Raw genomic sequence first — 24,495 nt, 5'->3', positions numbered from 1 at the left:
CGCGTCAGCTGGACTCACGACTGCTTCGCAGCCGAACGCAGCCTCGCAGGCTCGGCAGCTGCTACAGGTTGCGTGACGGCTTGACTGAGCGGCATTTTCCCTATTGCGCAAAGAAAAACGCCCCGAACAAGTCGGGGCGTTATCGAAAGAGCGGCGCGGTTACTTCTCGGCGCGTTCTTTCAGGGCTTTCAAGGTATTGAACGGGGCATCCACCACGAACTTGTTGGCCACCAGCGACGGCACGCTGCCGCCCGGTTCGGTGTGCACCTGATAGGTCACTTCGATCTGGTCGCCCTTGGGTACGAACTTCCAGAAACCGTCGACCTTGGCGACCCGGACGAAACCTTTTTCTTCAGGAAGGTATTTCGGTACGCCTTCAAGCTTGCGGGTCAGGCTGCCATCGGCACCTTCGATGGTGGTGACGTGCAGCACCGAATCACGCGGAGTAACCGGCCACGGGGTGTTGAACTGAGTGTAGGTCCAGCTCTGGTTACCTTCGTGCTTGAGCAGCTTCTGGGTCTTGCATTCGTGAATCCAGGCGCAGGCTCCGGACACGTCGTCCTGCAACGCACGCAGCTTGGCTATGGTGGTTTTCATCAGCGTGACGCCCTGGTAGGCCTTGTAGTCGGACCCGGCCACTTCACTCAGGGAGATCTTGATACCGTCTTCGTCTTTTTTGACTTTCCAGTCTTCGGCCTGGGCCGCCGAGGTAGCCAGCACAACCGTCAAACCACACAGCACAGCAATACGATGCAGCGAACCCATAGTCTTATTCCTTATTGTTGAAGTTCCGTTCGTTGAAAACACATCACGCCGCCGTCATTTGCTCCCACCAGCCGATTAGGCGAATTGCTTCTTCGCTGCTGCTTCCGCACACCTCGGGGTCGGCATCAAACGCCGAACACACCGCCGGGCGCTCTGGCTGGCCGAAAATACGGCACAGGTTATCGGCCGACAATTGCAGGCAACGCTCCCCCGCAGGTTTGCCATTGGGCATACCGGGAATCGGTGAACTGATGGAAGGGGCAATGCAACAAGCACCACAGCCCTCACGGCATTTCATGACAACAAGCTCCTCGCGATGAGCAATGTGTTAAAGGACGGGGCACAGAGTACCCGCTAAAACAGTTGTTTTAAATTACCTGCGAGCGGGTTTTTCAGTGCAAACGAACATGACCGACCAGTCTCCGACAAAGCGTCTGGTCTGGGGCTCGAGGATCGGGATGAGGTTACTGTTTGAACTCGAAATCCAGTGCCGCGCCTTCGACCTCGCGGCGCTCTTCATTTCGCAGTTGCAGCTGCATTTCATTGCTGAGCAAGCGTCCGTTGAGCTGGAACGGACTGCTGCCGCTCTTTTCGCCGAACATCTGCGGCAGTAACGGCTCGCGCTTGGGCGATACCACCGTTCCCAGCGGTTTCAGCTCCTGAACCATGTCCCGAGGCAAACTCAGATCCAGCTTGGCAGACGGAAGCTCAGTCTTTACCACCTCGCTGGCCGGTTTCGATTTGGAGGCAATGGGCGGACGCTTTTTCACGGGCGTCGCCGGTTTCTTGGCCGGCGAGGCTTTTTTCACAGGTTCGGTTTTTAACGGTGCTACGTGGAAACTGCCAGTGGTTTGCTGATCCTGCTCGGTAGCCGCCACGACGGATGCCGGCTGAATACTCGTAAACAGGCAGAGCAAAAGCCAGGTGGCAGGAAAAGTCGGTTTCATGTGTCCAACGGTGGGCGCAAACGGCAGGGGTGCATATGCTCGCCTGTTGCAGCCCACAAGACAAGCGCAGTAGCAGCCTGTTACAAACCGCCGGCCATCTCCTGGCAAAGCTGGGTGGCCAGCATGCCCAAGGTCATCAATGCGCGCTCGGCTTCACGGTTCCATGGCGTGCCGCAATTGAGGCGAATGCAGTGATTGAACTGCTCGGTGTTACTGAAGATCAGACCCGGCGCAATACTGATGCCCTGCTGCAGTGCCCGCACGTGCAACTCTTGTGTGTTGACCCGCCCCGGCAGACTGACCCACAGAATGAAGCCGCCGGTAGGCCGGGTCATCTGCGTGCCTTCCGGAAAATACTGCTGCACGGCCAGTTGGAAGGCACTGAGGTTCTTACGGTATTCCTGACGGATGAAGCGTAAATGCCGGTCGTACCCGCCATTTTCCAGGTAAGCGGCGATGCCCATCTGGGTGACGCTGCACGCAGAGTGCGTGCTGAAGGTCTGCAAGCGCTGGATTTCCTGCTGATACTTACCGGCAATCATCCAGCCGATCCGCACGCCAGGCGACAGGGTTTTCGAGAAGCTTGAGCAGTAGATCACCCGGTCCAGCCGATCGTAGGCCTTGAGGGACTTTGTGCGCCCCTGCTCGAACATCAACTCACCGTAGATATCGTCTTCGACAATCTGGATATCGAAGTCCGATGCCAGGCGCAGTAACTGTTTCTGCCGCTCCTCGGGCATGGTGCCGCCCAATGGATTACTCAGTCGGGTGGTCAACACCAACGCCTTGATCGACCATTGGTTGGCCGCCAGTTGCAGGGCTTCCAGGCTCATGCCCGTGGCCGGATCGCTGGGGATCTCGATGACCTTGAGGCCCAACAGATCGGCCAGTTGCAGCAACCCGTAATAGGTCGGCGATTCGGCCGCGATCAGATCGCCCGGACGGGTCAAGACGCGCAAGGACATCTGCAGCGCATCGACGCAGCCGTGAGTGATCACCACCTCCGACGGATCGACCACCACGCCGGCATCACGCATGCGGATCGCCACCTGCCGGCGCAACGGCTCGAAACCGGGGCTGAACATGTAGCTGAAGGCCCGCGGGCTATGGAAACGGGTGACTTTGGCCAATTGCTGATGCAGTGCCCGCACCGGCAAATAGTCGACACTCGGCACCGCGGCGCCCAGCGGGAAGACACCTTCACGACGGGATTCGACCAGGACTTGTTGAATGATGCTGCTGCGGGTGACCAGCCCCGGGCGCTCGACCCGGGCGATATCCGGCGTTGGTGCGGTAAGTGCCGGCGTCTGGTGCACGTAGTAACCCGACTGCGGCCGGGCGCGGATCAGCCCCTGATCCTCGAGATTGGCATACGCCTGCAACACCGTTGCATGGCTGACATTGAGCTGCGAGCTCATCTTGCGCACCGAAGGCACGCGCTCTCCCGGCTGATAGACCCCACGGCGGATGTCTTCGGCCAGTTGTTGAGCAATACGTTGATAGAGCAAAAGATTGGTCATGACGCAGCACTCGATTTCACGGGCATTTTATTCTTGTGTGAAACAATACCGGAACAGTTTAGAAGTGTACTGGGACAGTTGCCACAATAGTCGACCATACAGTGCAGTGTCAGCAAAATCTGTACTGTTTTGTGCGGTATTCGGCGAACATAAAAAAACCCGGCGCTGCATGGCAGGCCGGGTTTTCCAGCGACGCAGCCCTTAGCGGGCAGCGCCGAGCTGGCCTTTTTCGTCGGAAAACACAATTTCCACCCGACGGTTCTGCGCCCGGCCCCGTTCCGACGCATTAGCATCTACCGGATACTCGTCGCCATAACCCTCGACCTGGATACGCTTGTCGTCGATGCCCAGATCCATCAGCACGTCAGCCACTGATTGCGCACGGTCGCGGGACAGCTTGAGGTTTTCCTGCTTGCCCCCGGTACTGTCCGTATAACCTTCGATCCGCACCACACGCTTGGGGTTGAGTTGCAGGAACTGCACGATCTTCAACACCACACGGTTGGCCGAAGGTTTCAACTCCGCTTCGCCCGTGTCAAACAGCATGTCGCCCAACGTCATCACCAGGCCGCGGTCGGTCTGGGTGGTCGTTAATGCCAGGATCTGCTCTTCGAGCCATTTGCCTTGCTGCTGAACGCTGAACAGTTTGGACTCACGCAGTTCCAGTTGCAGGCGCTGCCGCTCCAGTTCGAGTTTCGCCGCTTGCTCTTCGTTGAGCGCCTGATTGGTATGTTCCCGGGCAATCGCGCTATAGCGCTGGCTCAGGTAGGCGTAATGCACCACGTCCGAACCGCTGCCCCAATAACTGGACAGGCGATCGGCACGGGCCAGGGACTCTCCGGCGCGAATCACGTCCTTGGGGGCGATTCGCAGCACATTGGAGTCTTCCTTGACCTTCTGAAAGTCGGCACCGGCCTGCTGTAACGCCGTTTCACTGTGCTGACTGGCGCAGCCAAAGAGAGTTGCGCAGCCTGCCAGGATCAAACCGCCGAGGGCTTTAGTCTTGAGACTCATTCGGCATCTCCCAGTTGCTTGCGCAGGCGGGCGATGCGGGTGTTGAGCACGTTCAACTGCTCCTCGCTCTTGAGGGTCAGCACACGCGCTTCGGCCAGACGCGCATCCAGCTCGGCCTGTTCGGCCCGCATGCGCGCATTCTTGAAGGATTGGTCGTTCATGTTGCCCTTGGCACGGTTGAACTTGTCTTCGGCCAGTTTCATTTCCGGCACATCATCTGCTGTGGCGCCCACGGCCCTGGCCTGTTCGAGTGCCTGTTCGGTCAGGCGCATTTGTTCACTCGGCGCAGGATCGGTTGCACAACCCGCCAGGACCGCAAAGGCCACGCCAGCGAAAAGAGGTCGAATACTCACTAAATATCCCTACTGTTTTGGGGTACTGACGGGTTGTTGCGGCTGTGAGCGTTGCGCCTTCCAACGCTCGATATTGCGCATCAGCACGGCCTCCGTCAGTCCGGACGCGGGCAATTCTGTCATCTTTTTGGCCAACTGTCCGCGCAACCACGGATCGTTGCAGGCCGAGTCATGGGAAATCGCCAGGTACAGGCCAGGCTTGTCGACCGGTTGCGAGCGCGCGACCAGATCACCGGCCATGCCCAGTGTCTGTGCGGTCGCCATGCCCGAGTAACGTCCTGCCAGGACAAATTCGACCTCGCCCAACAGCAGTTTCTGAAAGGCCTGGGTCAGGTTGGACGTGCGCGTGAGGGTTAATTGCTGTCCGGCAAAGGTGCTGAATTGCGCGGTCATTCGGGCCTTTTCCGACACGGCACCGGGATGGCCGTGCAGGTCTTGCGCTTCGTTGTAGACCAGCGTCGAGTCCTTGCGAGTCCAGACCAGATAGTCGTTTTCCAGCAAGGGTGGATGGATGTAATCCAGGGTTTCCAGCTCGCTGACCGTCAACGGTGCGTCCGCCAGCATGTCCATGCGCCCGCTGCGCACTTCGTCCAGGGCCTGGGAACGTTTGCCGGCATAAAGCAGTTCGACCTTGAGCCCCAACTCCCCCGCCACTTGCTGCAACAAATCGGCACTGGCACCGATCAGGTGTTTGGGATTCTGCGGGTCTTGCCACAGGTACGGTGGCGCGTCCGGGCTGCCGGTCACCACCAGGCGTTCGCATTTGCCTGCGGCGAAAGACAGCGCTGGCAATAGCGTCAATCCCAGCAAGCTCCACACACAGCGCAGATCCATGGCTTCACACTCCACTCATACCCGGTTATGCCCCCTGTAGGAGCGAGCTTGCTCGCGATGGACGTCAATGCGCCGCGTTTTTCCAGAATGAACGCGTCATCGTTAACGTCCATCGCGAGCAAGCTCGCTCCTACAGAAAGGCAAAAAAAAGCCCGACCAAAAGGCCGGGCTCTTTATAAGTCAAGCCGCCGGGTTAGACCAGCTTCTCGAACTCAGGGATGGCTTCGAACAGGTCTGCCACCAGGCCGTAATCGGCCACCTGGAAGATCGGCGCTTCTTCGTCCTTGTTGATCGCAACGATCACTTTGGAGTCTTTCATGCCGGCCAGGTGCTGGATCGCGCCGGAGATACCGACCGCGATGTACAGCTGTGGAGCAACGATCTTGCCGGTCTGACCGACCTGCATGTCGTTGGGTACGAAACCTGCGTCGACCGCGGCGCGGGAAGCACCGACGGCAGCGCCCAGCTTGTCGGCCAGGGCGTACAGGTGTTTGAAGTTGTCGCCGTTCTGCATGCCGCGCCCGCCCGAAACGACGATCTTGGCAGCGGTCAGTTCCGGACGATCGGACTTGGCCAGTTCTTCGCCGACGAAGCTGGAGATACCAGCGTCGTGAGCAGCGCCAACGGCTTCAACGGCAGCGGAACCACCAACAGCTGCAACCGGGTCGAAACCGGTGGCACGCACGGTGATCACCTTGACCGCAGCGTTCGATTGCACGGTAGCGATGGCGTTACCGGCGTAGATCGGACGCTTGAAGGTGTCAGCGCTTTCTACCGAGATGATCTCGGAGATCTGGTCAACGTCCAGTGCAGCGGCAACGCGCGGCAGGATGTTTTTGCCGTTGGAAGTGGCGGCTGCCAGAATGTGGCTGTAGCCCTTGCCCAGCTCGGTAACCAGCGGCGCAACGTTTTCCGGCAACTGGTGAGCGTAGGCAGCGTTATCGGCTACCAGCACTTTAGCCACGCCAGCGACTTTCGCAGCGGCTTCAGCCACGGCGCCAGCGCCCTGACCTGCAACCAGAACGTGGATGTCGCCACCGATTTTGGCGGCAGCAGCAACGGTGTTCAGCGTGGCCGGGGCCAGCACTTTGTTGTCGTGTTCAGCAATAACCAAGATAGTCATTTAGATTACCTTCGCTTCGTTTTTCAGTTTCTCGACCAGTTCAGCCACCGACTTGACCTTGATACCCGCGCTGCGTGCAGCCGGCGCTTCGACTTTCACGGTCTTGTTGGTGGAGGCGGTGGAAACGCCCAAAGCGTCCGGAGTCAGCACTTCGAGAGGCTTCTTCTTGGCTTTCATGATGTTTGGCAGAGACGCGTAGCGCGGCTCGTTCAAACGCAGGTCGGTGGTAACGATGGCCGGCAGTTTCAGGGAAACGGTCTGCGCGCCGCCGTCGATTTCGCGAGTCACAGCCACGCTGTCACCGCTGATTTCGACTTTCGAGGCGAAGGTGCCCTGACCATAGCCGCTCAAGGCAGCGAGCATCTGGCCAGTCTGGTTGTTGTCGCTGTCGATGGCCTGTTTGCCAAGGATCACCAGCTGAGGCTGTTCCTTGTCGACAACGGCCTTCAACAGCTTGGCAACGGCCAGGGAAGTCAGGTCTTCGGCGGACTCGACGAGGATGGCGCGGTCGGCACCCAGAGCCAGCGCGGTGCGCAGTTGCTCTTGAGCGGTGGACGGGCCGACGGAGACGACGACGATTTCAGTCGCAACACCTTTCTCTTTCAGGCGTACGGCTTCTTCAACGGCGATCTCGCAGAACGGGTTCATCGACATCTTGACGTTGGCAAGATCGACGCCGGAATTGTCCGCCTTGACGCGGACCTTGACGTTGTAATCCACAACGCGTTTGACAGCTACAAGAACCTTCATGGATTCCTCGTTACTCTCCGGTGAAAAGAAAGTCGCCTAGGCGAACCTGGCGGTTGATGCTCATCGGGCGCAAGGGCACCTCTAAAAACGCCGGCAAACGTGTCAAGTGACCAACGCTCATGATGTGGATGACCGTTCGTCAGTGGTGACTGACGAGTCATTCAGCATCGCGGCGTGTAAACTGCGCGTCAAACCCGCGCGGCGCATCACTCTCTACTGCCATCGCCCTGTCTTTAGAGGTGCTCTTGAAACCAACAGTCAGCCTACGGCGAGCGCAAAACCGCCCGTATCTTGACCGGAACGCCTATTCCGGTCAATACGCCAAAATAGCCGTTCATAAGGCGCGTGACTTTGATTTCTCTGGCTTTGAGCCATTTCAAACAAACGTTTGTATTGGACGCTGAGAGTGGTGTAGATATAATGCGCCACCCAAAGAGAAAGGTGGTCAATCGATTGTCCGCTTCCGGCGTTGCGCCGGAATTCATGGATGCGACACCCAACCTCCAAATTAGAAAAAAAACTGTTGAGCCTTGAGTAGGAGATAACCTGTGGAACGCGAATACATGGAATTCGACGTTGTCATCGTCGGTGCCGGCCCCGCTGGTCTTTCCGCCGCCTGCCGCTTGAAGCAGAAGGCCGCCGAAGCCGGTAAGGAAATCAGCGTCTGCGTGGTCGAAAAAGGCTCCGAAGTCGGTGCTCACATTCTGTCCGGTGCCGTGTTCGAACCACGCGCCCTGAACGAACTGTTCCCGGACTGGAAAGAACTCGGCGCGCCGCTGAACACCCCCGTCACCCGCGACGACATCTTCGTGCTGAAGAACGCTGAAAGCGCGCAGAAAGTTCCAGACTTCTTTGTGCCCAAGACCATGCACAACGAAGGCAACTACATCATCTCCCTGGGCAACCTGTGCCGCTGGCTGGCCCAGCAGGCCGAGAACCTGGGCGTGGAAATCTACCCGGGCTTCGCCGCTCAGGAAGCGCTGATCGACGAGAACGGCGTGGTTCGCGGGATCATCACCGGTGATCTGGGCGTCGACCGCGAAGGTAACCCGAAGGAAGGCCTGTACACTCCGGGCATGGAGCTGCGCGGCAAGTACACGCTGTTCGCCGAAGGCTGCCGTGGCCACATTGGCAAGCAGTTGATCAAACGCTTCAACCTGGACACTGACGCTGATGCCCAGCACTACGGCATCGGCCTGAAAGAAATCTGGGAAGTCGACCCGGCCAAGCACCAGCCTGGCCTGGTGGTCCACACCGCCGGTTGGCCGATGGACATCATGGGCACCGAGAACACCGGTGGCTCGTTCCTCTATCACCTGGAAAACAACCAGGTAGTGGTTGGTCTGATCGTCGACCTTTCCTACAGCAACACCTACCTGTCGCCGTTCGACGAGTTCCAGCGCCTCAAGCATCACCCGGTGCTCAAGCAGCACCTGGAAGGCGGCAAGCGCATCAGCTACGGCGCCCGCGCCATCTGCAAGGGCGGCCTGAACTCGCTGCCGAAAATGGTGTTCAAGGGCGGCGCGCTGATCGGTTGCGACCTCGGCACCCTGAACTTCGCCAAGATCAAGGGCAGCCACACCGCGATGAAGTCCGGCATGCTCGCCGCTGAGTCGGTGGCTGACGCGCTGTTCGCAGAGAAGGACAGCAGCGAAGAACTGGCCACTTACGTCTACGCATTCAAGAACAGCTGGCTCTACGACGAACTGTTCGCCAGCCGCAACTTCGGCCCGGCGATTCACAAGTTCGGCGCCATCGTTGGTGGCGGTTTCAACTGGCTCGACCAGAACATCTTCGGCGGCAAACTGCCGTTCACCCTGCACGACACCAAGCCGGATTACGCTTGCCTGAAACTGGCGGCCGACTGCAAGAAGATCGACTACCCGAAACCGGACGGCAAGATCAGCTTCGACAAACTCAGCTCGGTGTTCATCTCCGGTACCAACCATGAAGAAGAGCAGCCGTGCCACCTGAAGCTGGCCGATCCAAGCATCCCGATCAGCAAGAACCTGCCGCTGTACGATGAGCCGGCACAGCGTTACTGCCCGGCTGGCGTGTACGAAGTGATCACCAAGGAAGACGGCGAGAAGCGCTTCCAGATCAACGCCCAGAACTGCGTTCACTGCAAGACCTGCGACATCAAGGACCCTGCACAGAACATCACCTGGGTGGCACCGGAAGGCGCTGGCGGCCCGACTTACCCGAACATGTAAGCCGAACCGCGAACAACAAGGCTCCCTAAATGGGGGCCTTTTTGTTGCCCACGATTTGAGCCGCACAACAAAACCAGTGTGGGAGCGGGCTTGCTCGCGAATGCGATTGACCCTTCACCATTTATATTGACTGACACACCGCTTTCGCGAGCAAGCCCGCTCCCACAGGGGATTGGCGGTGAGTCAGGCTGCGCGTTCGTCGCCGGGACTGCGCTCAAAATACCGCTTGTACTCGCGACTGAACTGCGACGTGCTCTGATACCCCACCCGGTGCGCCACCTGCGCCACGCCAAGACCCTCGCCCAGCAACAACTGCTGCGCCCTGAGCAGACGCAATCGCTTCAGATACTGCACCGGTGACAACAAGGTACTGCGCTTGAAATGCTCATGAAACGTCGACGCACTCATGTTCGCGCAACTGGCCAGGGTCTCGACGTTCAGCGGTTCGGTGTAATGCGCATGCAGATGGCTGAGCGATGCCGCGATCCGGGCAAATTGCCCCTGCTGCTCAACCAGTGCGCGCAATACGTCGGCTTGCGGACCGCGCAATGCGACGAACAACAACTCGCGCAAGCGCGCTTGCCCCATGATCTGGCATTCCAGCGGATCGTGCAGGCACCGCAGCAGCCGCTCGACACAACCGCGCATGGCGTCATCGAGCACTGCCGAGGTCATCGACTCCGGTGTTTGCGCCGGAATATGGCGCCCCGGAGCCAAGCCCATCGCCAACACCAACTCGCCCAGCATCACCCGGTCGATCGCGACTGACACACCGAGCATCGGCCCGTCCGGCGCGGCAAAGGTTTCACATTCGAACGGCACCGGCAGCGCCTGAATCAGATAGTGCCCTGCCCCGTATTCAAGGGTGCGCGGCCCCAGGTACGCCAGTTTGCTGCCCTGGGCGATGATCACCAGGCTCGGTTCGTAGATCTGCGGCCCACGGGCCACATCGCAACTGGCCCGCAGAACCTGCACGCCCGGCAACGCGGTCTGGACGAAACCATCGCGGGTGGACAGCGGCGCGATCAGCGAAACCAGGGTGGCATTGGCATCAAGATGACGGGTCAACAGCATCGGAGCTCTTCACAAAAAAGTCATGGAAAAAGGGATGCAAGCATCATCGCAGGTCTGATCGCCAATGCGATCGATCAAAGCAGGATGCCGGAGGAATAGGCATGACACCCGGAGGAATCGCCATGGCCGCGACTGGGTCCGGCGCCCAGAATGCGCCACCTCACCCGTCAGCGCTTTAGCGAGGTTCACCATGTACACCGCCATCGGATATGCCGCCCAGTCGGCCACCACTCCCCTCGCCCCGGTCAAATTCGAACGCCGCAGTCCACGGGCCGACGACGTTGCCATCGAAATTCTCTACTGCGGCGTCTGCCATTCCGACATCCATCAGGCCCGCAACGAGTGGGGCATTGCCGTTTACCCGCTGATGCCTGGCCACGAAATCGTAGGCAAAGTTACTGCCGTCGGTGCGAATGTCACCAAGCACAAAGTCGGCGATCTGGTCGGTGTCGGCTGCATGGTCGACTCGTGCCGCAGCTGTGAAGCTTGCCAGGCCAACCTGGAGCAATACTGCCTCGAAGGCCCGACCATGACCTACGCCACCCCGGACCGGGTCGACGGCAGCAACACCATGGGCGGCTACTCCGACAGCATCGTGGTCAGCGAGCACTTCGTGGTGCGCATCCCCGAGAAACTGGCGCTGGCCAGCGCCGCGCCGATCCTGTGCGCCGGCATCACCACCTACTCGCCGCTCAAGCACTACGGCGTGAAGGCCGGCGACAAAGTCGGGATTCTCGGCATGGGCGGCCTCGGCCACATGGGCATCAAGTTCGCCAAGGCGATGGGGGCCGAAGTGACGCTGTTCACCCGTTCGGCGAGCAAGGCCGAAGAGGCTCGCCGCCAGGGCGCGGACCATGTGATCGTGTCCACCGATGACGCCCAGATGCAGGCGGCCGCCGGTTACTTCGATTTCCTGCTCGACACCATTCCGGTACAGCACGACCTCAACCCTTACCTCGATACGCTGCGTTTCGATGGCGTGCATATTCTGGTGGGTCTGATCGAACCGGTGGAGCCGCCGGTGCATGCGGCCAAACTGGTATTGGGTCGCCGGGTGCTAGCCGGCTCCCTGATTGGCGGCATCGCCGAAACACAGGAAGTGCTGGATTTCTGCGCCGAGCACAACATCACCTGCGACATCGAAATGCTCGATATCCGCCAGATCAACGAGGCTTACGCCCGCATGATTGCCGGTGACGTGAAGTACCGCTTCGTCATCGACATGGCGACATTGAAGCTCTAAACCTTCAAGGCTTAAACCTTCAAACCAAGCTCCGCCGACAGCCGGGCCGTGACCCCTTTGATCAGGGGAATCAGCTCGGCCATCTTTTCCAGCGGCATGTACGGCACGGTGCTGGCGATGCTGATGCCGGCAACGATGCGTTTGCTGGCATCGCGCACCGGCGCCGCCACGCAACGGATCGACGGCTCGTTATCTTCCAGATCGAAGGCGTAGCCACCGGCCACGTACTCGACCATACGCTGCTCGAACTGCTCCCAGGATTGCTCCGGGTGCTGCGGCCAGAATTGATTTTTCCCACCCACCGGCAGGCTGACTTCGTACAGGCGCTGCCACTCTTGCGGCGAATCATCGAGCATCAGCGCCTTGCCGATCCCGGTCCGCGCCAGCGGCATGCGATGGCCGACCCGCGAACGCATTTCCGGGCCATTGCGCCCCGGATTCTTGTGCAGGTACAGCACTTCATCGCCTTCACGAATGGCCAGGTGAATGGTGTCGCCGGTCAACGCCGACAACTCATCCAGATACGGCCCGGCCAGGGTCACCAATGGCAACTCTTCACGGGCCTGAAACCCCAGTTCGATCAGTTTCGGTCCCAGCAGATAACCGACTTGCGGCACCACCCGTAGATAACGTTCGTCCACCAGGCAACTGGCCAGGCGATGGGTGGTGCTGCGCGTGGTGCCGATCAGCCGGGCGATTTCCTTGAGATCGCGGGCGCCGTTGGCCACGGCCTGAACCACACCCAGACCGCGAAGCAGGGTCTGGGTGCCGGTCGGAGCGGCATCCTTGGCGATTTTTGGGGCGTCTTCCTGCATATCCAGCCTTTACCGTTAAGCGAGTGAACGGGCGGCATTATGGTCGCCCGGATGCCACGACTACAACTTGATACGCTCGACCTTGCCCACCAGCAAGATGTAGGAAAGTGCACCGATCAACGCCAGCACCGAGATGTAGGTGATCGCCGGGGCGAAAGAATCACCCGTCGCGAGGAAGCCGATCACGATAGGCGTGGCAATCGCCGACAGGTTGCCGATGAAGTTGAACACCCCACCGGTCAGCCCGAGCAATCGCGCCGGGGCGAGTGTCGACACCAGCGACCAGGTGATGGACGCCAGGCCATTGCCGAAGAACGCCAGCGCCAGAAAGGCAATCACCAGCGGCGTCGACTCGACAAAGTTGGCGCCGATGATCGAAGTCGAAATCAGCAAGCCGCTGATGATTGGCAACTTGCGGGCGAAACCCACCGTGTAACCGCGACGGATCAAAAAGTCCGAGAAGAACCCGGAACACAGCACACCGACAAAGGCCGCAAGAAACGGCAGTGACGCCAACAGGCCGGACTTGATGAAATCCATGCCGCGGTATTTCACCAGGTAGGTCGGGAACCAGGTCAGGAAGAACCACAGCGTCGAGTTGAGGCAGAACTGGCCGAGGTAAATGCCCCAGAGTTTGCGCTTGGTCAGGACAATCCCCAGGTCGGTCCAGCTGAATTTGGCTTTGACCCTGGCCTGCTCGGCCTGGATGTCCACCAGGCCACCGCCCTCGCGGATCAGGTCGATTTCCGCGTCATTGGCGCCTTTGAAATCCCGGGGCTCGCGATACACCGCGTACCAGATCACTGCCCACAGAATGCCCACCGCGCCGGTGGTGACGAACACCATGTGCCAACCGAATTCGTGCTGAAGCCAGGCCAGCACCGGCGTCAGGAAAGCCAGGCCGACAAACTGTCCGGAGGTGTAGAAACCGATGGCCGTGGCGCGCTCGCGCTCGGGGAACCAGGTGGTGACCACGCGGCTATTGATCGGATACGCCGGCGCTTCCAGGGCACCGACGGCCATGCGCAGCACGAACAGCGCGATGAAGCTGCCGGCGAAACCGAGCATCACCGTGGCCACCGACCACAGCAGCAAGGCGACACTGTAAAGGATCCGTGGCGGCACGCGGTCCACCAGCCAGCCGCCGGGGATTTGCATGGCGGCGTAAGTCCAGCCGAAGGCGGAGAAGATCAGGCCGACATGAATCGGGTCGATACCCAGGTCGCTGGTCAGCGCCGGGGCGGCAATCGACAGGTTGCTGCGATCCAGGTAGTTGATCACCACGGTGATGAACAACAGGACCATGATGAAAAAACGCTTGCGACTGGGCGTCACCAACGACGCCTGCCCGGTGAGGGTTTGCGGTTGCATGGGGGGGTGCCTCTTCTTGTGGTTATTGAGGTCGAAAACCGGGTTAACGCAGATCTCACTACCTATGGAGATCAAATGTGGGAGCGGGCTTGCTCGCGAAAGCGGAGTGTCAGTCAACATCTATGTTGAATGTGCCGCCCTCTTCGCGAGCAAGCCCGCTCCCACAGGGATATGTGGTGGGTCAGAGATCACTCACCACTCGGCAAAACTGCCATCGGCATGGCGCCAGATCGGGTTGCGCCAGCGGTGGCCGATGGCGGCGCGTTCGATCACGTATTCCTCGTTGATCTCGATGCCCAGGCCCGGGCCGTTCGGGATCTTCACGAAGCCTTTGTCATAGTCGAACACCCGTGGGTCCTTCACGTAGTCGAGCAGGTCGTTGCTCTCGTTGTAATGGATGCCCAGGCTCTGTTCCTGGATGAACGCGTTGTAACAAGCCGCATCCAGTTGCAGGCAGGCCGCCAGGGCAATCGGACCCAGCGGGCAATGCAGCGCCAGCGCCACGTCGTAGGCTTCGGCCATGTTGGCGATCTTGCGGGTTTCGGTGATGCCGCCGGCATGGGAGGCATCCGGCTGGATGATGTCGACGTAGCCTTCGCTGAGCACACGCTTGAAATCCCAGCGCGAGAACAGCCGCTCCCCCAAGGCAATCGGCGTACTGGTCAATGGCGCCAGCTCTTTCAGCGCTTCGTAGTTTTCGCTGAGCACCGGCTCTTCGATGAACATCAGTTTGTACGGATCAAGCTCCTTCATCAGCACCTTGGCCATGGGCTTGTGCACCCGGCCATGGAAGTCCACGCCGATGCCGACGTTCGGGCCGACGGCATCGCGCACGGCGGCGACGTTGGCCAGGGCCTGGTCGACCTTGTCGAAGGTATCGAGGAATTGCAGCTCTTCGGTGCCGTTCATTTTTACCGCGGTAAAGCCGCGCTCGACCGCTTCTTTCGCCGCCCGTGCGGTATCCGCCGGACGGTCGCCGCCGATCCACGAATACACGCGAATCTTGTCCCGCACCTGACCACCCAGCAGATCGCTGACCGATACACCCAGCGCCTTGCCCTTGATGTCCCACAAGGCCTGGTCGATCCCGGCCAGCGCGCTCATGTGGATCGCGCCGCCCCGGTAGAAGCCGCCGCGATAGAGCACGCTCCAGATGTCTTCGATGTTGCGTGGGTCTTTACCGATCAGGTAGTCGGACAATTCTTCAACGGCAGCGGCAACGGTGTGGGCGCGACCTTCCACCACGGGCTCCCCCCAACCGGTGACGCCCTCGTCGGTTTCGACTTTGAGGAAGCACCAGCGTGGCGGAACGATGAAGGTGGTCAGTTTGGTGATTTTCATCTGTTGTCTCTCTTATTGGATGCAGCGCTCGCAGCGCCAAAAAGTCTTAGCGAAGGGCTTTCCAGGCAGCGACATAGGCCTTGGCATTGGCCGCCACCTGCTCCGGGGTCATGCCCGGTTTGAACAGACCGGAGCCAAGGCCGAAACCTTTGACGCCTGCGTCGATAAACACCTGCATGTTGTCCGGGGTGATGCCACCGACCGGCGCCAGAATCGTTCCGGCCGGCAGCACCGCGAGCCAGGCTTTGACGACCGCCGGGCCCATCTGCTCGGCCGGGAACATCTTCAGCACATCCGCGCCTTCGGCCAGTGCCGCAAAGGCTTCGGTCGGCGTGGCGACACCCGGCGACAGGTACAGACCCGCCGCTTTCGCCGCACGCAGCACCTTCGGATCGCTATGGGGCATGACGATCACCTGGCCGCCCGCGGCTTTCACTTGTTCAACCTGCTCCGGCGTCAACACCGTGCCGGCACCGATCAGGCAATCAGCGGGCAAGGTACTGCGCAGGATGCGGATACTTTCGTACGGCTCCGGGGAATTGAGCGGCACTTCGATGACGCGAAATCCGGCGGTGTACAGGACTTCGCCGATGGCAGCCGCTTCTTGCGGGCGCAGGCCGCGCAGGATCGCGATCAGGCCATTTTGTGCCAGCGCTTGTTTGAGCATGTCAGGCCTCCAGGCGGGTTTAACGGGATGCGGTGGACGTGACCAGGCCGGCGGCGAGCGCCAGTTGCCACAATCCGCGTTCAGTGGCCTGTTCGGCCTGGGTCACCCGGGCAAAACCGCAGGCGACGAGCGCACGGCTGTAGCGGGCACAGAGTTGGGTATTACCGATGAGGATGATCGAAGGCAGGTGCACGCTGTTGCGCCGGCGCCGTTGCACGCCAGCCAGGGCTGACAATTCGTGGCCGATCAGCAGGCCGGACAGATAATCCACCTGGGCGGTGGCCTTCAGTTCGCCAGTCAGGCCCAGGCTGCGGGCGCTGAACATCGTCGACAGCGGACCGATTTCACCGTCCGCCGACAACGCGACCTGCACACCGCGATCAAACGCATCGCCATCGAAAGACGTGCCACGCTGTTGGGTGCGTCCGAGAATGCTGTGTTCACTGAGCACGGCGAACATTTCGCCGGTCATGAACGTATCGAAATGCACGATGCAACCGTCGGCCACTTCCACCCATTTCGAGTGGCTGCCCGGCAGGCCGATCAGCGGAGCAGCACCCGCCTCGCCCGCCAGGTTTTGCAGCACACCGAGCACCTGGGTTTCTTCGCCGCGCATCACGTTCGGCAAACGCGAACGCTGGATGACGCCGGGCACAATGTGCACATCGATCCCGCGAAAACTGCGTACGGTTTGTAAGGAAGTTCCGAGAGTCGCGACGTTCGCCGGTGTTTCGCGGTAGGCCGCTTCGCGCCAGCCCTGGGCGCTGCCGACCATGCCGCAAGCAATCACCGGCAAATGCGGCTGCGCATCGAGCCAGTCGCCGCAAGCCTCATCGAAGGCCAGATCAAATCCATCGGTGCATTCCCGGCCGCCAATGATTCTGGGCGCCTTGGGCAACTGCATGATTCCCGAGGACAGCGAGCGCTGTTCGAGCACCTGGCCACCTTCAGCCAATTTGTAAGCACGGAGTGAGGTCGTCCCCCAGTCGAGCGCGATCAATTGCGCCTGCATCGCTTCACCTGTTTTGGTTTTTGGCAGTGAGTGAGCGGGACTATAAACCCAGGCGCCGGACAATCTCAATATATAAATATCAATCCCATATATTGAGACACGAACAAAAAAAAGACCACCGCCTACGGTAGCTCCCTGGAATGCATTCCCCTGTAGGAGCTAGCTTGCTAGCGATGGTCGTCAACGATAATGCGGAAAGCCTGACACCCCGTGGTGCTTTCGATTTCTTCGCGAGCAGGCTCGCTCCTGCAGGGGATACCGCTCAACTGCCCTCGGCGAACTCGCGCAATACTTTTCCATCCATTCGATACCGAACCCACTCCTCCTGCGGCTGCGCGCCCAGGGATTTGTAGAAGTCGATGGCCGGCGTATTCCACTCCAGCACGCTCCACTCGAAACGGCCGCAGTCGTTGGCGCAGGCGATTTTCGCCAGATGCCGCAGCAGGGTCTTGCCCGCGCCACCGCCGCGCTGCTGCGGAGTGATGTAAAGGTCTTCGAGGTACAGGCAATTGCTGCCCAACCAGGTGGAATAGCTGAAGAAGAACACCGCGAAACCGATGGGTGCGCCGTCGCGCAGGCAGATCAGGCCATGGGCGGTGGCGCCTTCGCTGAACAGGCTGCGCTCGATATCGGCAACGCTGGCGATGACTTCATGGCGGGCACGCTCGTAGTCGGCCAGTTCCGTGATGAACGCAAGAATTTGCGGTGCGTCACTGGGGGTTGCCGGGCGGATTTCAATCGTCATGGACGTGCCTTGTCAAAAGAGGAAAACGCCATACTAAGTCGACGCGCGGCCTGTGGCGAGGGGGCTTGCCTGTGGCGAGGGAGCTTGCTCCCGCTGGGTTGCGCAGCAACCCCAAAAAGAACACTTGAGTCTTTCTGGTGGAACGCAGTCTTTGAGAAAGGGCCTGCTTCGCAGGCCAGCGGGAGCAAGCTCCCTCGCCACAAAAGCCCCTTGCCAAAAAATGGATCACTCCGGTCGCCACTAACCCTGGCATCGATAACCTTGGACCTGACATTCGGGCCCTGCATGGTTAGATAGCGGCGCTGCTCACTAATCCGGTCAAGGAACCGCGTCATGTCTACCGCAACACCCCCTGTCTCAAGCAAGTTGTTCGGCCTGTTTTGCCTCGCCAGTTACCTGTTGTCGTTGTCCTATGGCTCGACTTTTTTGCTGTCGCTGTTGATCAGCTCTCGTGGTGGCAACGAGCACGACGCCGGCAGTGTGATTTCGACAGCGATGCTCAGTACCTTTGCGGCGGTGATTGTTTCCGGTCATTTGTCCGACTTGCTCGGTGCCGCCCGATCGGTGGCGCTGTTCGGTGTATTGCTGGCAGCGGCCAGCCTGGGCTTCGCCCTGACTCCGGGTTTCGGTCAACTGCTGTTGTTTTTCGGGTTGCTGCTGGGCCTGGGCTGGGGCGTGTTCTACACCCTCGGGCCGATCATCGTGGCAAGCCTGGTGACACCCGCGCAGCGTGCCAAGTACTTCGCCCTGCTGTCGGGCAGCATGATGACCGGGATCGGCAGTGGCCCGTTGCTCGGCCGCGCGGCGAGTGCGCTCGGTTATCCGGTGACGGCGGCGTTTTATCTGGCGGCGCTGGCCAGCCTGATCGGGGTATTGCTGTTCTGGCGCCTGGATCGACAACTGAAACTGGCGCCCGCGCAATCGAGCGGCGTGTCGCGGATTTCCTGGCGTGCAGCGGGTCAAGTGCTGTCGTCCAGGGCCATATTCCCGATCATCATGGTCGGTCTTGGTGGCTGTGTGTTTGGCGGCTTGTCGAGCTTTCAAACCAGTTATGCCGCAGCGCGCTCGCTCGACTATTCGCTGTTCTTCCTCGGCTTCATGAGTGCGGCGATCAGCGGCCGCATGCTGGTTGCCGGTTTCGTGGTCAAGCGCGATCCATTCCGCGCGTCGTGTGTGCTTTCGGGGCTGATGCTGGCGTCGATCGTGATGTTCGGTTTTGTCGTCGACAGCAGCGTCAGCTACGTGCTCGCGGCGGTGATGCTCGGGATCGGTTACGGCCTGACCTACTCGGTGATCAACGGCCTGGCCGCCAATGAAGCGCCGAATGGCACCACCGCACAATCCTTGCTGCTGTTCAGCCTGTCGTACTTCATCGGCGTGTTCGGCTTTCCCTTGCTGGCCGGGAAAATCATCGTCGAGCAAGGCATGGCCACGCTGTTGCTCACGGTGTTGGTGGTCGCTTCGCTCAACTGGCTGATCACCGTGGGACGGTTGATCTGGCGAAGAGCCACGGCGGTCAGGGTATTGGAGCAAGCCTGAGCCGTTCGTCGCTGATAATGCACCCATTCAGATCGAGGACGGACTAATCAGGTAAGGACTCTAATCGTTGGAGACAACACCATGATCCTGTCCAGGTTGATCGCTCTCGCTCTCATGGCCTTTTTGTCCATTGCCACTTTCGCCGGGCCCCTCGGCTCCAGTACCGGCCCGACCAACCCGGTGGAAAAACCCAGGGCGCCGGCCATCCAGAGTGCCCCCGGCATGAACACCGATGGCACCACGGTCGACCACAACCTGCCACCGCCCACCGGCACAGATCCGCGGGTTCAAGGCAAAGATGCAGGACGACAGTTGCCAGGCAGCAAAACACCCGGCACAGGCGGACTTGGCTCGACCACTAGCGGTGACTCGGGAGACGACGACAGCGACAATCAATAACTTCCGGTTTGAGGACAAAGCAATTGGTCGAGGCGCTGCGTAAGACAAGTCAGTACCAGATCATGTGTTGAGTTTCAGGACCTCTTCGCGGGCAAGCCCGCTCCCACAGGACTGTGTCGGACCGCACCTTGTGGGAGCGAGCAGGCCCGCGCCCACAAGTGCAATGAATGTCAGCGTTGCTTGAGGCGGTCGATGACCACCGCCAACAACAAGATCGAACCGCGAATCACATACTGATAAAACGTATCGATGTTCTTCAGGTTCATCGCGTTCTCGATGATCGCCAGAATCAACACCCCGGCAATCACGTGCCGGATCATGCCGATCCCGCCACTCAACGATACCCCGCCCAGTACGCAGGCCGAGATCACGGTCAGCTCGAAACCCTGGCCGATCATCGGTTGGCCGGAGGTCATGCGTGATGCCAGGATCACCCCGGCCAACGCGCCGATGACGCCATGCACGGCAAAGATGATGATTTTGGTCCGGTCGACATTGACCCCGGCCAGCAGCGCCGCTTCCTGATTGCCGCCAATCGCCATGGTGTTGCGCCCGTAGGTCGTGTAGTTCAACAGCCAGCCGAAGAACAGGAAGCAGACGATGGTGATCAGGATCGGTACCGGCACGCCGAGCACCTGGCCGTTACCGAAGACGAAGAACGGCTCCTGGGACACCCCCACTGCTTTGCCGTTGGCGAAGATGTAGGCCAGGCCACGCACGATCTGCATGGTCGCCAGCGTGGTGATCAGCGCATTGACCCGCAGCTTGGCGATGACGATGCCGTTGATCAGCCCGACGATCAGCCCCATCACCAGCGCCGCACAGACACCGAGAAACACGCTGTTGGTGTCGCGCATCACCACTGCCGCGACGACCCCGGCGCAGGCGATCACCGAGCCCACCGACAAGTCGAAATGCCCGGACGCCAGGCAATACAACATGGTGCACGCAGCGATCCCGGTGGTGGAAATCGCCAGGCCCAGGCCACGCATGTTCAGCGGCGAAAGGAAGTTGTCGATCATCAGGGTACAGAGCACGAAGATTCCGACGGCCGCCAGCAGCATTACCCAATCATCTAGAAAACGCCGCATATCCAGCGGTTTGCGTGTAGTCGGCAGGGTGTTGTCTTGGGTTGTCATCATAGTCACCTCTCAGTTCGCTACGCCGTCGGCGCGTTGGCGCGGCAAAGCCAGTTGCAGCAGGTTGGATTCGTTGGCCTGGTCACGCCTCAGTTCGCCACGCAGCGCGCCTTCGCACAGCACCAGGATGCGGTCGGAAATGCCCATGACTTCCATCAAGTCACTGGACACCACAATCACCGCGATCCCTTCGGCTGCCAGGTTATGGATGATCTGGTAGATCTCGGCCTTGGCACCGATATCGATACCGCGGGTGGGTTCGTCGAGGAGCAGCACTTTCATCGGCATCGACAGCCAACGGCCGAGAATGGCCTTCTGTTGATTGCCGCCGGATAGAAACTTGATCGGCTGCCCGGCGTGTGGCGTTTTCACCTTAAGTGCCTTGATCTGCTGGTCGGCGTTGCCTTTCTCCCACAGGCCACGCAACAGGCAGCCGAAGGTGGAATGGGCGCCGCGTGCGCTGATGTTGATGTTCTCGGCGACGCTGGCCAGCGGCAGGATGCCTTCCTTCTTGCGGTCCTCGGGGCACAACAGGATCCCGGCGGCAATCGCGTCCCGGGGTGAGCGCAGATTCAGTTCATGGCCGCGCAGTTTCAAGTGTCCGGCGCTATTGCGCGCCAGGCCGCTGAGCAGGCGCAGCAGTTCGGTGCGACCGGCGCCTACCAACCCGAACAGCCCGAGGATCTCGCCTTTGTGCACCTCGAAACTCACCGGCTCGCGCAAGCCTGGCCCCAACAAACCCTCGACCTTGAGTGCCACCGAGCCACGCTGGCGCGGGCGGTAATCGTAGATGTCCTGGATATCGCGCCCGACCATGCAGGTGACCAGTTGATCGTGGGTCAGCTCGCTCATATCGTCGAACGTACGCACGTATCGCCCGTCCTTGAACACCGTCACCGCATTGCAGATGCGGAACACTTCCTCCATGCGATGAGAGACATAGAGCACCACTTTGCCCTCGTCCCGCAGCCGGCCGATGATCGCCATCAAGCGGTCGATCTCCCGCGCCGAAAGGCTGCTGGTGGGTTCGTCGAAGGCAATCACATGGGCACCACGGGACAGCGCCTTGGCGATTTCCACCAGTTGCCGTTGCCCCAGGGACAGGCGCCCGACCTTCTCTTGCGGGTCGATTTCATCGGCCAGGCCTTTGAGACAAGCCACTGCCTGCTGGCGCAGGGTGCCGCGATTGATCAGGCCAAAACTGGCCGGCAGATGCCCGAGAAACAGGTTCTCCGCCACGGTCATTTCGGGCACCAGATGCAACTCCTGGTGAATCACCGCGACGCCACTGCCGATGCTGTCGGCGGTGGACTTGAAGTCCATCGTCTGCTCGCCGATCTGCAAGGCCCCGCTGCTGGGGATGTAGGCCCCGCCGAGGATTTTCAGCAGCGTCGATTTGCCGGCGCCGTTTTCGCCCATCAAGGCATGAACCTGCCCCGGATGGGCGACGAAGCTGATGTTGTCCAGCGCCTTCACCCCGGGAAAAGTCTTGCCGATCCCGCTGAAGCGCAAGCTGCCGCTGTGTTGTTGTGTATTTGTTTGCGCGTGCATAACCCACCCCTTTCAAACCGGACAGGCAGCCCCGTCGCCGAGGCCGCCGCTGAAATCAAGCGGCCGTCAGTTCCACAGGCCGATCTTTTCCAGTTCCTGCTTGAAGTTGTCGCGGGTGATCAGCGTCACGTCGTCCATTGCAGTGAGTTTCGCCGGTTCAGTGCCGGTGGTGACCCACTCGTACATCATGCTCGCCGTGTTGTAGCCCTCGATGTGCGGGCTCGGCAGCATCGAACCATAGAAGCCGCTGTCGGGTTTCTTCAGCTCGCCGATGGCGTCGGTACCGTTGATGCCGATGCCAATCACGTTGGCCGCAGCGAACCCGGCGCTCTCGGTGGCGCGCACACCGCCGAGCACGGTGTTGTCGTTCATGCCGCCGATGATCAGGTTCTTCGCCGCACTCGGCAGTTTCACCAACGCCGAGTTGGTGGCGTCCATGCTGCCCGGCACGTCGAGGGTCTTCAGGGCCGAGAACAGGATGTGGCCCTTCGGCATGCCGGCGTCTTCCAGGGCTTTCACCGAACCGTCAGTGCGCTTCTTGCCGGTGTCGAGTTCGTTGTAGGTATTGATCACCGCGTACGTGTCTTTCCAGTCCCAGCCGCGTTTCTTCGCCTCGGTGGCCATGGCATTGCCTTGCTTCTGGCCGACTTCGAACGCGGCCATGCCGAGGTACGGCACGTCTTCCATGAATTTGCCGCTGGCATCGACGAAACGGTCATCGACGGCGATCACCTTCAACCCGTTGAGCTTGGCCTTGGCCATGATCGCAGGTCCCAGGGACACGTCCGGCGGGCAGATCACGAAGCCTTTGGCGCCATTGGCCGCGAGGCTGTCGATGGCAGAAAGGGTTTTCTCACCGTCTGGCACGGCGATCTTGATCAGGGTGAAGCCCTTCTCTTTCCCGGCCTTTTCGGCAAACGCCCACTCGGTCTGGAACCAGGGTTCTTCCGCTTGCTTGACCAGGAAACCGATTTTCACTTCCTCGGCCGCCAGCAGCGTGCTGCTCAGGCCGGCCGCCGAGACCGCCAACGCGGCACAGCATAGGGAACGGATAACATGACGACGATTCATTAGCTAACTCCTTGTTATTTTTCTTGAGCGTTCTTTGAAAGCGTTCTTTAAAGCCAGGGCGGTAAACCTTATTACCAATAGTCATATCATATGATGATTGAATTTCAGGCGTACCAAGACGCCTGAAAGCCCGGTCACTCAGTCGTGGTACATCACCGAGCGCCCTCCATCGATGGTGATGCACGAGGCATTGATGAACGGCGCTTCATCACTGGCCAGGAACACCGCGGTCATCGCCACTTCAATCGGCTGGCCGATGCGCTTGGGTGGATGCAGGTCAAACGCACGCTGGCGCTCAGCGTGAGGGTCGGCGAAACCGTTCCAGTAATCGATATTGATCTGGGTTTCGATATAGCCCGGTGCGATGGCGTTGACGCGGATGCCCTTGGACGCATATTCGATGCCCAGCGCGCGGGTCAGGCCGAGCAAGCCGTGCTTGGCCACCGGGTAGGGGAAGCAGCCCGGAATGATGTGGGAGGAATGGGTCGAGGCAATATTGATGATGCTGCCGATGCCCTGCTCGATCATCTGCGGCAACACCGCCTTGCAACCGTACCAGGCGCCATCAAGGTCAATGGCAAAGCAGCGACGCCAGTCTTCCTCGGTCATTTCCAGCGGATCACGGAACACGTTGACCCCGGCGCAGTTGACCAGCACATCGATCCGGCCGTGTCGCTCGACCGCCAGCCTGGCCATTGCCTGCAGATCGCGCTGCTGTGAGACGTCAGCCTTGATCGCCACCACATCGGCGCCTTGGCCACGCCAGTGCGCCGCGACCTTCTCGACTTTCTCGGCCTGAATGTCGCTGATGATCAGCCTGGCTTGTTGGGACGCAAAGGTCGCCACAATCGCTTCGCCAATCCCCTGGGCGGCACCGGTCAGCAATACGACCTTGTTTTTCAGGCGTTCGCCCTTCGGTGGTTCGGGTACCGGCGGCAATGACAACGGTTCAGCCATGGATCAAGACTCCTGTTCGAAAACACGACGAAAACCGGGCATCTGTCGATGT

The 24,495-nt window shown here is 60.1% G+C and carries 24 protein-coding genes; 4 read left to right on the top strand and 20 right to left on the bottom strand.

Going from position 1 to position 24,495, the window contains the following annotated elements; translation table 11 throughout:
- Positions 1–159 precede the first annotated feature (159 nt).
- The 9 genes from PMI28_RS13785 to PMI28_RS13820 all read right to left on the bottom strand — a co-directional run bounded on the left by PMI28_RS13785 (position 160) and on the right by PMI28_RS13820 (position 7,306).
- Positions 160–765, bottom strand: coding sequence for an START domain-containing protein (locus tag PMI28_RS13785; RefSeq protein WP_007987237.1), 606 nt, complete (start codon positions 763–765; stop codon positions 160–162).
- Positions 766–808: 43 nt separating this feature from the next.
- A complete protein-coding gene (locus PMI28_RS13790; protein WP_007987236.1) occupies positions 809–1,063 on the bottom strand; it encodes a YkgJ family cysteine cluster protein in 255 nt (84 codons plus the stop codon).
- A gap of 166 nt (positions 1,064–1,229) precedes the next feature.
- Entirely contained in the window at positions 1,230–1,712 is a 483-nt protein-coding gene (locus tag PMI28_RS13795) for a hypothetical protein (RefSeq protein WP_007987235.1), read from the bottom strand.
- Positions 1,713–1,792: 80 nt separating this feature from the next.
- Entirely contained in the window at positions 1,793–3,232 is a 1,440-nt protein-coding gene (locus tag PMI28_RS13800) for an aminotransferase-like domain-containing protein (RefSeq protein WP_007973699.1), read from the bottom strand.
- A gap of 201 nt (positions 3,233–3,433) precedes the next feature.
- The gene (locus tag PMI28_RS13805) at positions 3,434–4,246 is read right to left on the bottom strand and encodes an OmpA family protein (RefSeq protein ID WP_007987234.1); all 813 of its coding nucleotides are present in this window, start codon (positions 4,244–4,246) and stop codon (positions 3,434–3,436) included.
- Entirely contained in the window at positions 4,243–4,599 is a 357-nt protein-coding gene (locus tag PMI28_RS0128565) for a DUF4398 domain-containing protein (protein ID WP_033063351.1), read from the bottom strand. Before PMI28_RS0128565 ends, PMI28_RS13805 begins: the two co-directional genes overlap by 4 nt.
- 9 nt (positions 4,600–4,608) lie before the next feature.
- Positions 4,609–5,433: a substrate-binding periplasmic protein gene (locus tag PMI28_RS13810; RefSeq protein ID WP_007987232.1), complete on the bottom strand. Its 825-nt coding sequence runs from the start codon at positions 5,431–5,433 to the stop codon at positions 4,609–4,611.
- Between the two features lie 193 nt (positions 5,434–5,626).
- The gene (locus PMI28_RS13815) at positions 5,627–6,556 is read right to left on the bottom strand and encodes an electron transfer flavoprotein subunit alpha/FixB family protein (RefSeq protein ID WP_007987231.1); all 930 of its coding nucleotides are present in this window, start codon (positions 6,554–6,556) and stop codon (positions 5,627–5,629) included.
- Positions 6,557–7,306, bottom strand: a complete 750-nt coding sequence (locus PMI28_RS13820) for an electron transfer flavoprotein subunit beta/FixA family protein (RefSeq protein WP_007987229.1) — start codon at positions 7,304–7,306, stop codon at positions 6,557–6,559.
- Positions 7,307–7,854: 548 nt separating this feature from the next.
- Here PMI28_RS13820 and PMI28_RS13825 point away from each other — a divergent pair.
- Positions 7,855–9,519: an electron transfer flavoprotein-ubiquinone oxidoreductase gene (locus tag PMI28_RS13825; protein WP_007987227.1), complete on the top strand. Its 1,665-nt coding sequence runs from the start codon at positions 7,855–7,857 to the stop codon at positions 9,517–9,519.
- A 183-nt stretch (positions 9,520–9,702) separates the two neighbouring features.
- Here PMI28_RS13825 and PMI28_RS13830 read toward each other — a convergent pair whose 3' ends face one another.
- Positions 9,703–10,593: an AraC family transcriptional regulator gene (locus PMI28_RS13830; protein ID WP_007987225.1), complete on the bottom strand. Its 891-nt coding sequence runs from the start codon at positions 10,591–10,593 to the stop codon at positions 9,703–9,705.
- A 190-nt stretch (positions 10,594–10,783) separates the two neighbouring features.
- On the opposite strand from PMI28_RS13830, the gene PMI28_RS13835 reads away from it, so the two are divergent.
- Positions 10,784–11,836 carry an NAD(P)-dependent alcohol dehydrogenase gene (locus PMI28_RS13835; protein ID WP_007987223.1) on the top strand — a complete coding sequence of 351 codons (1,053 nt, stop codon included), beginning with the start codon at positions 10,784–10,786 and terminating at the stop codon, positions 11,834–11,836.
- Positions 11,837–11,847: 11 nt separating this feature from the next.
- On the opposite strand, the gene PMI28_RS13840 is transcribed toward PMI28_RS13835, so the two are convergent.
- The 6 genes from PMI28_RS13840 to PMI28_RS13865 all read right to left on the bottom strand — a co-directional run bounded on the left by PMI28_RS13840 (position 11,848) and on the right by PMI28_RS13865 (position 17,787).
- Positions 11,848–12,651: an IclR family transcriptional regulator gene (locus PMI28_RS13840; RefSeq protein WP_007987220.1), complete on the bottom strand. Its 804-nt coding sequence runs from the start codon at positions 12,649–12,651 to the stop codon at positions 11,848–11,850.
- 60 nt (positions 12,652–12,711) lie between these two features.
- A complete protein-coding gene (locus tag PMI28_RS13845) occupies positions 12,712–14,022 on the bottom strand; it encodes an MFS transporter (protein WP_007987218.1) in 1,311 nt (436 codons plus the stop codon).
- Positions 14,023–14,214: 192 nt separating this feature from the next.
- Positions 14,215–15,363 carry a galactonate dehydratase gene (gene dgoD, locus PMI28_RS13850; protein ID WP_007987215.1) on the bottom strand — a complete coding sequence of 383 codons (1,149 nt, stop codon included), beginning with the start codon at positions 15,361–15,363 and terminating at the stop codon, positions 14,215–14,217.
- Positions 15,364–15,409: 46 nt separating this feature from the next.
- Positions 15,410–16,030 carry a 2-dehydro-3-deoxy-6-phosphogalactonate aldolase gene (locus tag PMI28_RS13855; RefSeq protein WP_007987213.1) on the bottom strand — a complete coding sequence of 207 codons (621 nt, stop codon included), beginning with the start codon at positions 16,028–16,030 and terminating at the stop codon, positions 15,410–15,412.
- Between the two features lie 19 nt (positions 16,031–16,049).
- A complete protein-coding gene (locus PMI28_RS13860) occupies positions 16,050–17,042 on the bottom strand; it encodes a 2-dehydro-3-deoxygalactonokinase (protein ID WP_007987211.1) in 993 nt (330 codons plus the stop codon).
- Between the two features lie 262 nt (positions 17,043–17,304).
- A complete protein-coding gene (locus tag PMI28_RS13865) occupies positions 17,305–17,787 on the bottom strand; it encodes a GNAT family N-acetyltransferase (protein WP_007987209.1) in 483 nt (160 codons plus the stop codon).
- A gap of 333 nt (positions 17,788–18,120) precedes the next feature.
- Here PMI28_RS13865 and PMI28_RS13870 point away from each other — a divergent pair, with 333 nt between their 5' ends.
- Both PMI28_RS13870 and PMI28_RS13875 read left to right on the top strand, forming a co-directional pair.
- Positions 18,121–19,326, top strand: a complete 1,206-nt coding sequence (locus PMI28_RS13870) for an MFS transporter (RefSeq protein ID WP_007987207.1) — start codon at positions 18,121–18,123, stop codon at positions 19,324–19,326.
- Positions 19,327–19,407: 81 nt separating this feature from the next.
- The gene (locus tag PMI28_RS13875; RefSeq protein ID WP_007987205.1) at positions 19,408–19,725 is read left to right on the top strand and encodes a hypothetical protein; all 318 of its coding nucleotides are present in this window, start codon (positions 19,408–19,410) and stop codon (positions 19,723–19,725) included.
- Positions 19,726–19,895: 170 nt separating this feature from the next.
- Here PMI28_RS13875 and araH read toward each other — a convergent pair whose 3' ends face one another.
- The 4 genes from araH to PMI28_RS13895 all read right to left on the bottom strand — a co-directional run bounded on the left by araH (position 19,896) and on the right by PMI28_RS13895 (position 24,443).
- Positions 19,896–20,864 (bottom strand): L-arabinose ABC transporter permease AraH, encoded by a 969-nt coding sequence (gene araH / locus PMI28_RS13880; protein WP_033063352.1) that lies wholly within the window; start codon positions 20,862–20,864, stop codon positions 19,896–19,898.
- 12 nt (positions 20,865–20,876) lie between these two features.
- A complete protein-coding gene (gene araG / locus PMI28_RS13885) occupies positions 20,877–22,415 on the bottom strand; it encodes an L-arabinose ABC transporter ATP-binding protein AraG (RefSeq protein ID WP_007987201.1) in 1,539 nt (512 codons plus the stop codon).
- Between the two features lie 66 nt (positions 22,416–22,481).
- Positions 22,482–23,486, bottom strand: a complete 1,005-nt coding sequence (locus PMI28_RS13890) for a substrate-binding domain-containing protein (RefSeq protein WP_007987199.1) — start codon at positions 23,484–23,486, stop codon at positions 22,482–22,484.
- 138 nt (positions 23,487–23,624) lie between these two features.
- On the bottom strand, positions 23,625–24,443 hold the full coding sequence (locus tag PMI28_RS13895) for an SDR family oxidoreductase (protein ID WP_007987197.1): 819 nt from the start codon (positions 24,441–24,443) through the stop codon (positions 23,625–23,627).
- Between the last annotated feature and the right edge of the window lie 52 nt (positions 24,444–24,495).

Origin of the sequence: Pseudomonas sp. GM48, from assembly GCF_000282335.1 — a bacterium.
GTDB lineage: Bacteria > Pseudomonadota > Gammaproteobacteria > Pseudomonadales > Pseudomonadaceae > Aquipseudomonas.
Note: the sequence above shows the minus strand (reverse complement) of the source record. Positions and strands in the feature narration are given on the sequence as shown.

Bases quoted from the DNA above. Each gene is read 5' to 3' on its own strand.
- PMI28_RS13785 (WP_007987237.1), bottom strand. From the start codon at position 765: ATGGGTTCGCTGCATCGTATTGCTGTGCTGTGTGGTTTGACGGTTGTG.
- PMI28_RS13790 (WP_007987236.1), bottom strand. From the start codon at position 1,063: ATGAAATGCCGTGAGGGCTGTGGTGCTTGTTGCATTGCCCCTTCCATC.
- PMI28_RS13795 (WP_007987235.1), bottom strand. From the start codon at position 1,712: ATGAAACCGACTTTTCCTGCCACCTGGCTTTTGCTCTGCCTGTTTACG.
- PMI28_RS13800 (WP_007973699.1), bottom strand. From the start codon at position 3,232: ATGACCAATCTTTTGCTCTATCAACGTATTGCTCAACAACTGGCCGAA.
- PMI28_RS13805 (WP_007987234.1), bottom strand. From the start codon at position 4,246: ATGAGTCTCAAGACTAAAGCCCTCGGCGGTTTGATCCTGGCAGGCTGC.
- PMI28_RS13810 (WP_007987232.1), bottom strand. From the start codon at position 5,433: ATGGATCTGCGCTGTGTGTGGAGCTTGCTGGGATTGACGCTATTGCCA.
- PMI28_RS13815 (WP_007987231.1), bottom strand. From the start codon at position 6,556: ATGACTATCTTGGTTATTGCTGAACACGACAACAAAGTGCTGGCCCCG.
- PMI28_RS13820 (WP_007987229.1), bottom strand. From the start codon at position 7,306: ATGAAGGTTCTTGTAGCTGTCAAACGCGTTGTGGATTACAACGTCAAG.
- PMI28_RS13830 (WP_007987225.1), bottom strand. From the start codon at position 10,593: ATGCTGTTGACCCGTCATCTTGATGCCAATGCCACCCTGGTTTCGCTG.
- PMI28_RS13835 (WP_007987223.1), top strand. From the start codon at position 10,784: ATGTACACCGCCATCGGATATGCCGCCCAGTCGGCCACCACTCCCCTC.
- PMI28_RS13840 (WP_007987220.1), bottom strand. From the start codon at position 12,651: ATGCAGGAAGACGCCCCAAAAATCGCCAAGGATGCCGCTCCGACCGGC.
- PMI28_RS13845 (WP_007987218.1), bottom strand. From the start codon at position 14,022: ATGCAACCGCAAACCCTCACCGGGCAGGCGTCGTTGGTGACGCCCAGT.
- dgoD (WP_007987215.1), bottom strand. From the start codon at position 15,363: ATGAAAATCACCAAACTGACCACCTTCATCGTTCCGCCACGCTGGTGC.
- PMI28_RS13855 (WP_007987213.1), bottom strand. From the start codon at position 16,030: ATGCTCAAACAAGCGCTGGCACAAAATGGCCTGATCGCGATCCTGCGC.
- PMI28_RS13860 (WP_007987211.1), bottom strand. From the start codon at position 17,042: ATGCAGGCGCAATTGATCGCGCTCGACTGGGGGACGACCTCACTCCGT.
- PMI28_RS13865 (WP_007987209.1), bottom strand. From the start codon at position 17,787: ATGACGATTGAAATCCGCCCGGCAACCCCCAGTGACGCACCGCAAATT.
- PMI28_RS13870 (WP_007987207.1), top strand. From the start codon at position 18,121: ATGTCTACCGCAACACCCCCTGTCTCAAGCAAGTTGTTCGGCCTGTTT.
- PMI28_RS13875 (WP_007987205.1), top strand. From the start codon at position 19,408: ATGATCCTGTCCAGGTTGATCGCTCTCGCTCTCATGGCCTTTTTGTCC.
- araH (WP_033063352.1), bottom strand. From the start codon at position 20,864: ATGACAACCCAAGACAACACCCTGCCGACTACACGCAAACCGCTGGAT.
- araG (WP_007987201.1), bottom strand. From the start codon at position 22,415: ATGCACGCGCAAACAAATACACAACAACACAGCGGCAGCTTGCGCTTC.
- PMI28_RS13890 (WP_007987199.1), bottom strand. From the start codon at position 23,486: ATGAATCGTCGTCATGTTATCCGTTCCCTATGCTGTGCCGCGTTGGCG.
- PMI28_RS13895 (WP_007987197.1), bottom strand. From the start codon at position 24,443: ATGGCTGAACCGTTGTCATTGCCGCCGGTACCCGAACCACCGAAGGGC.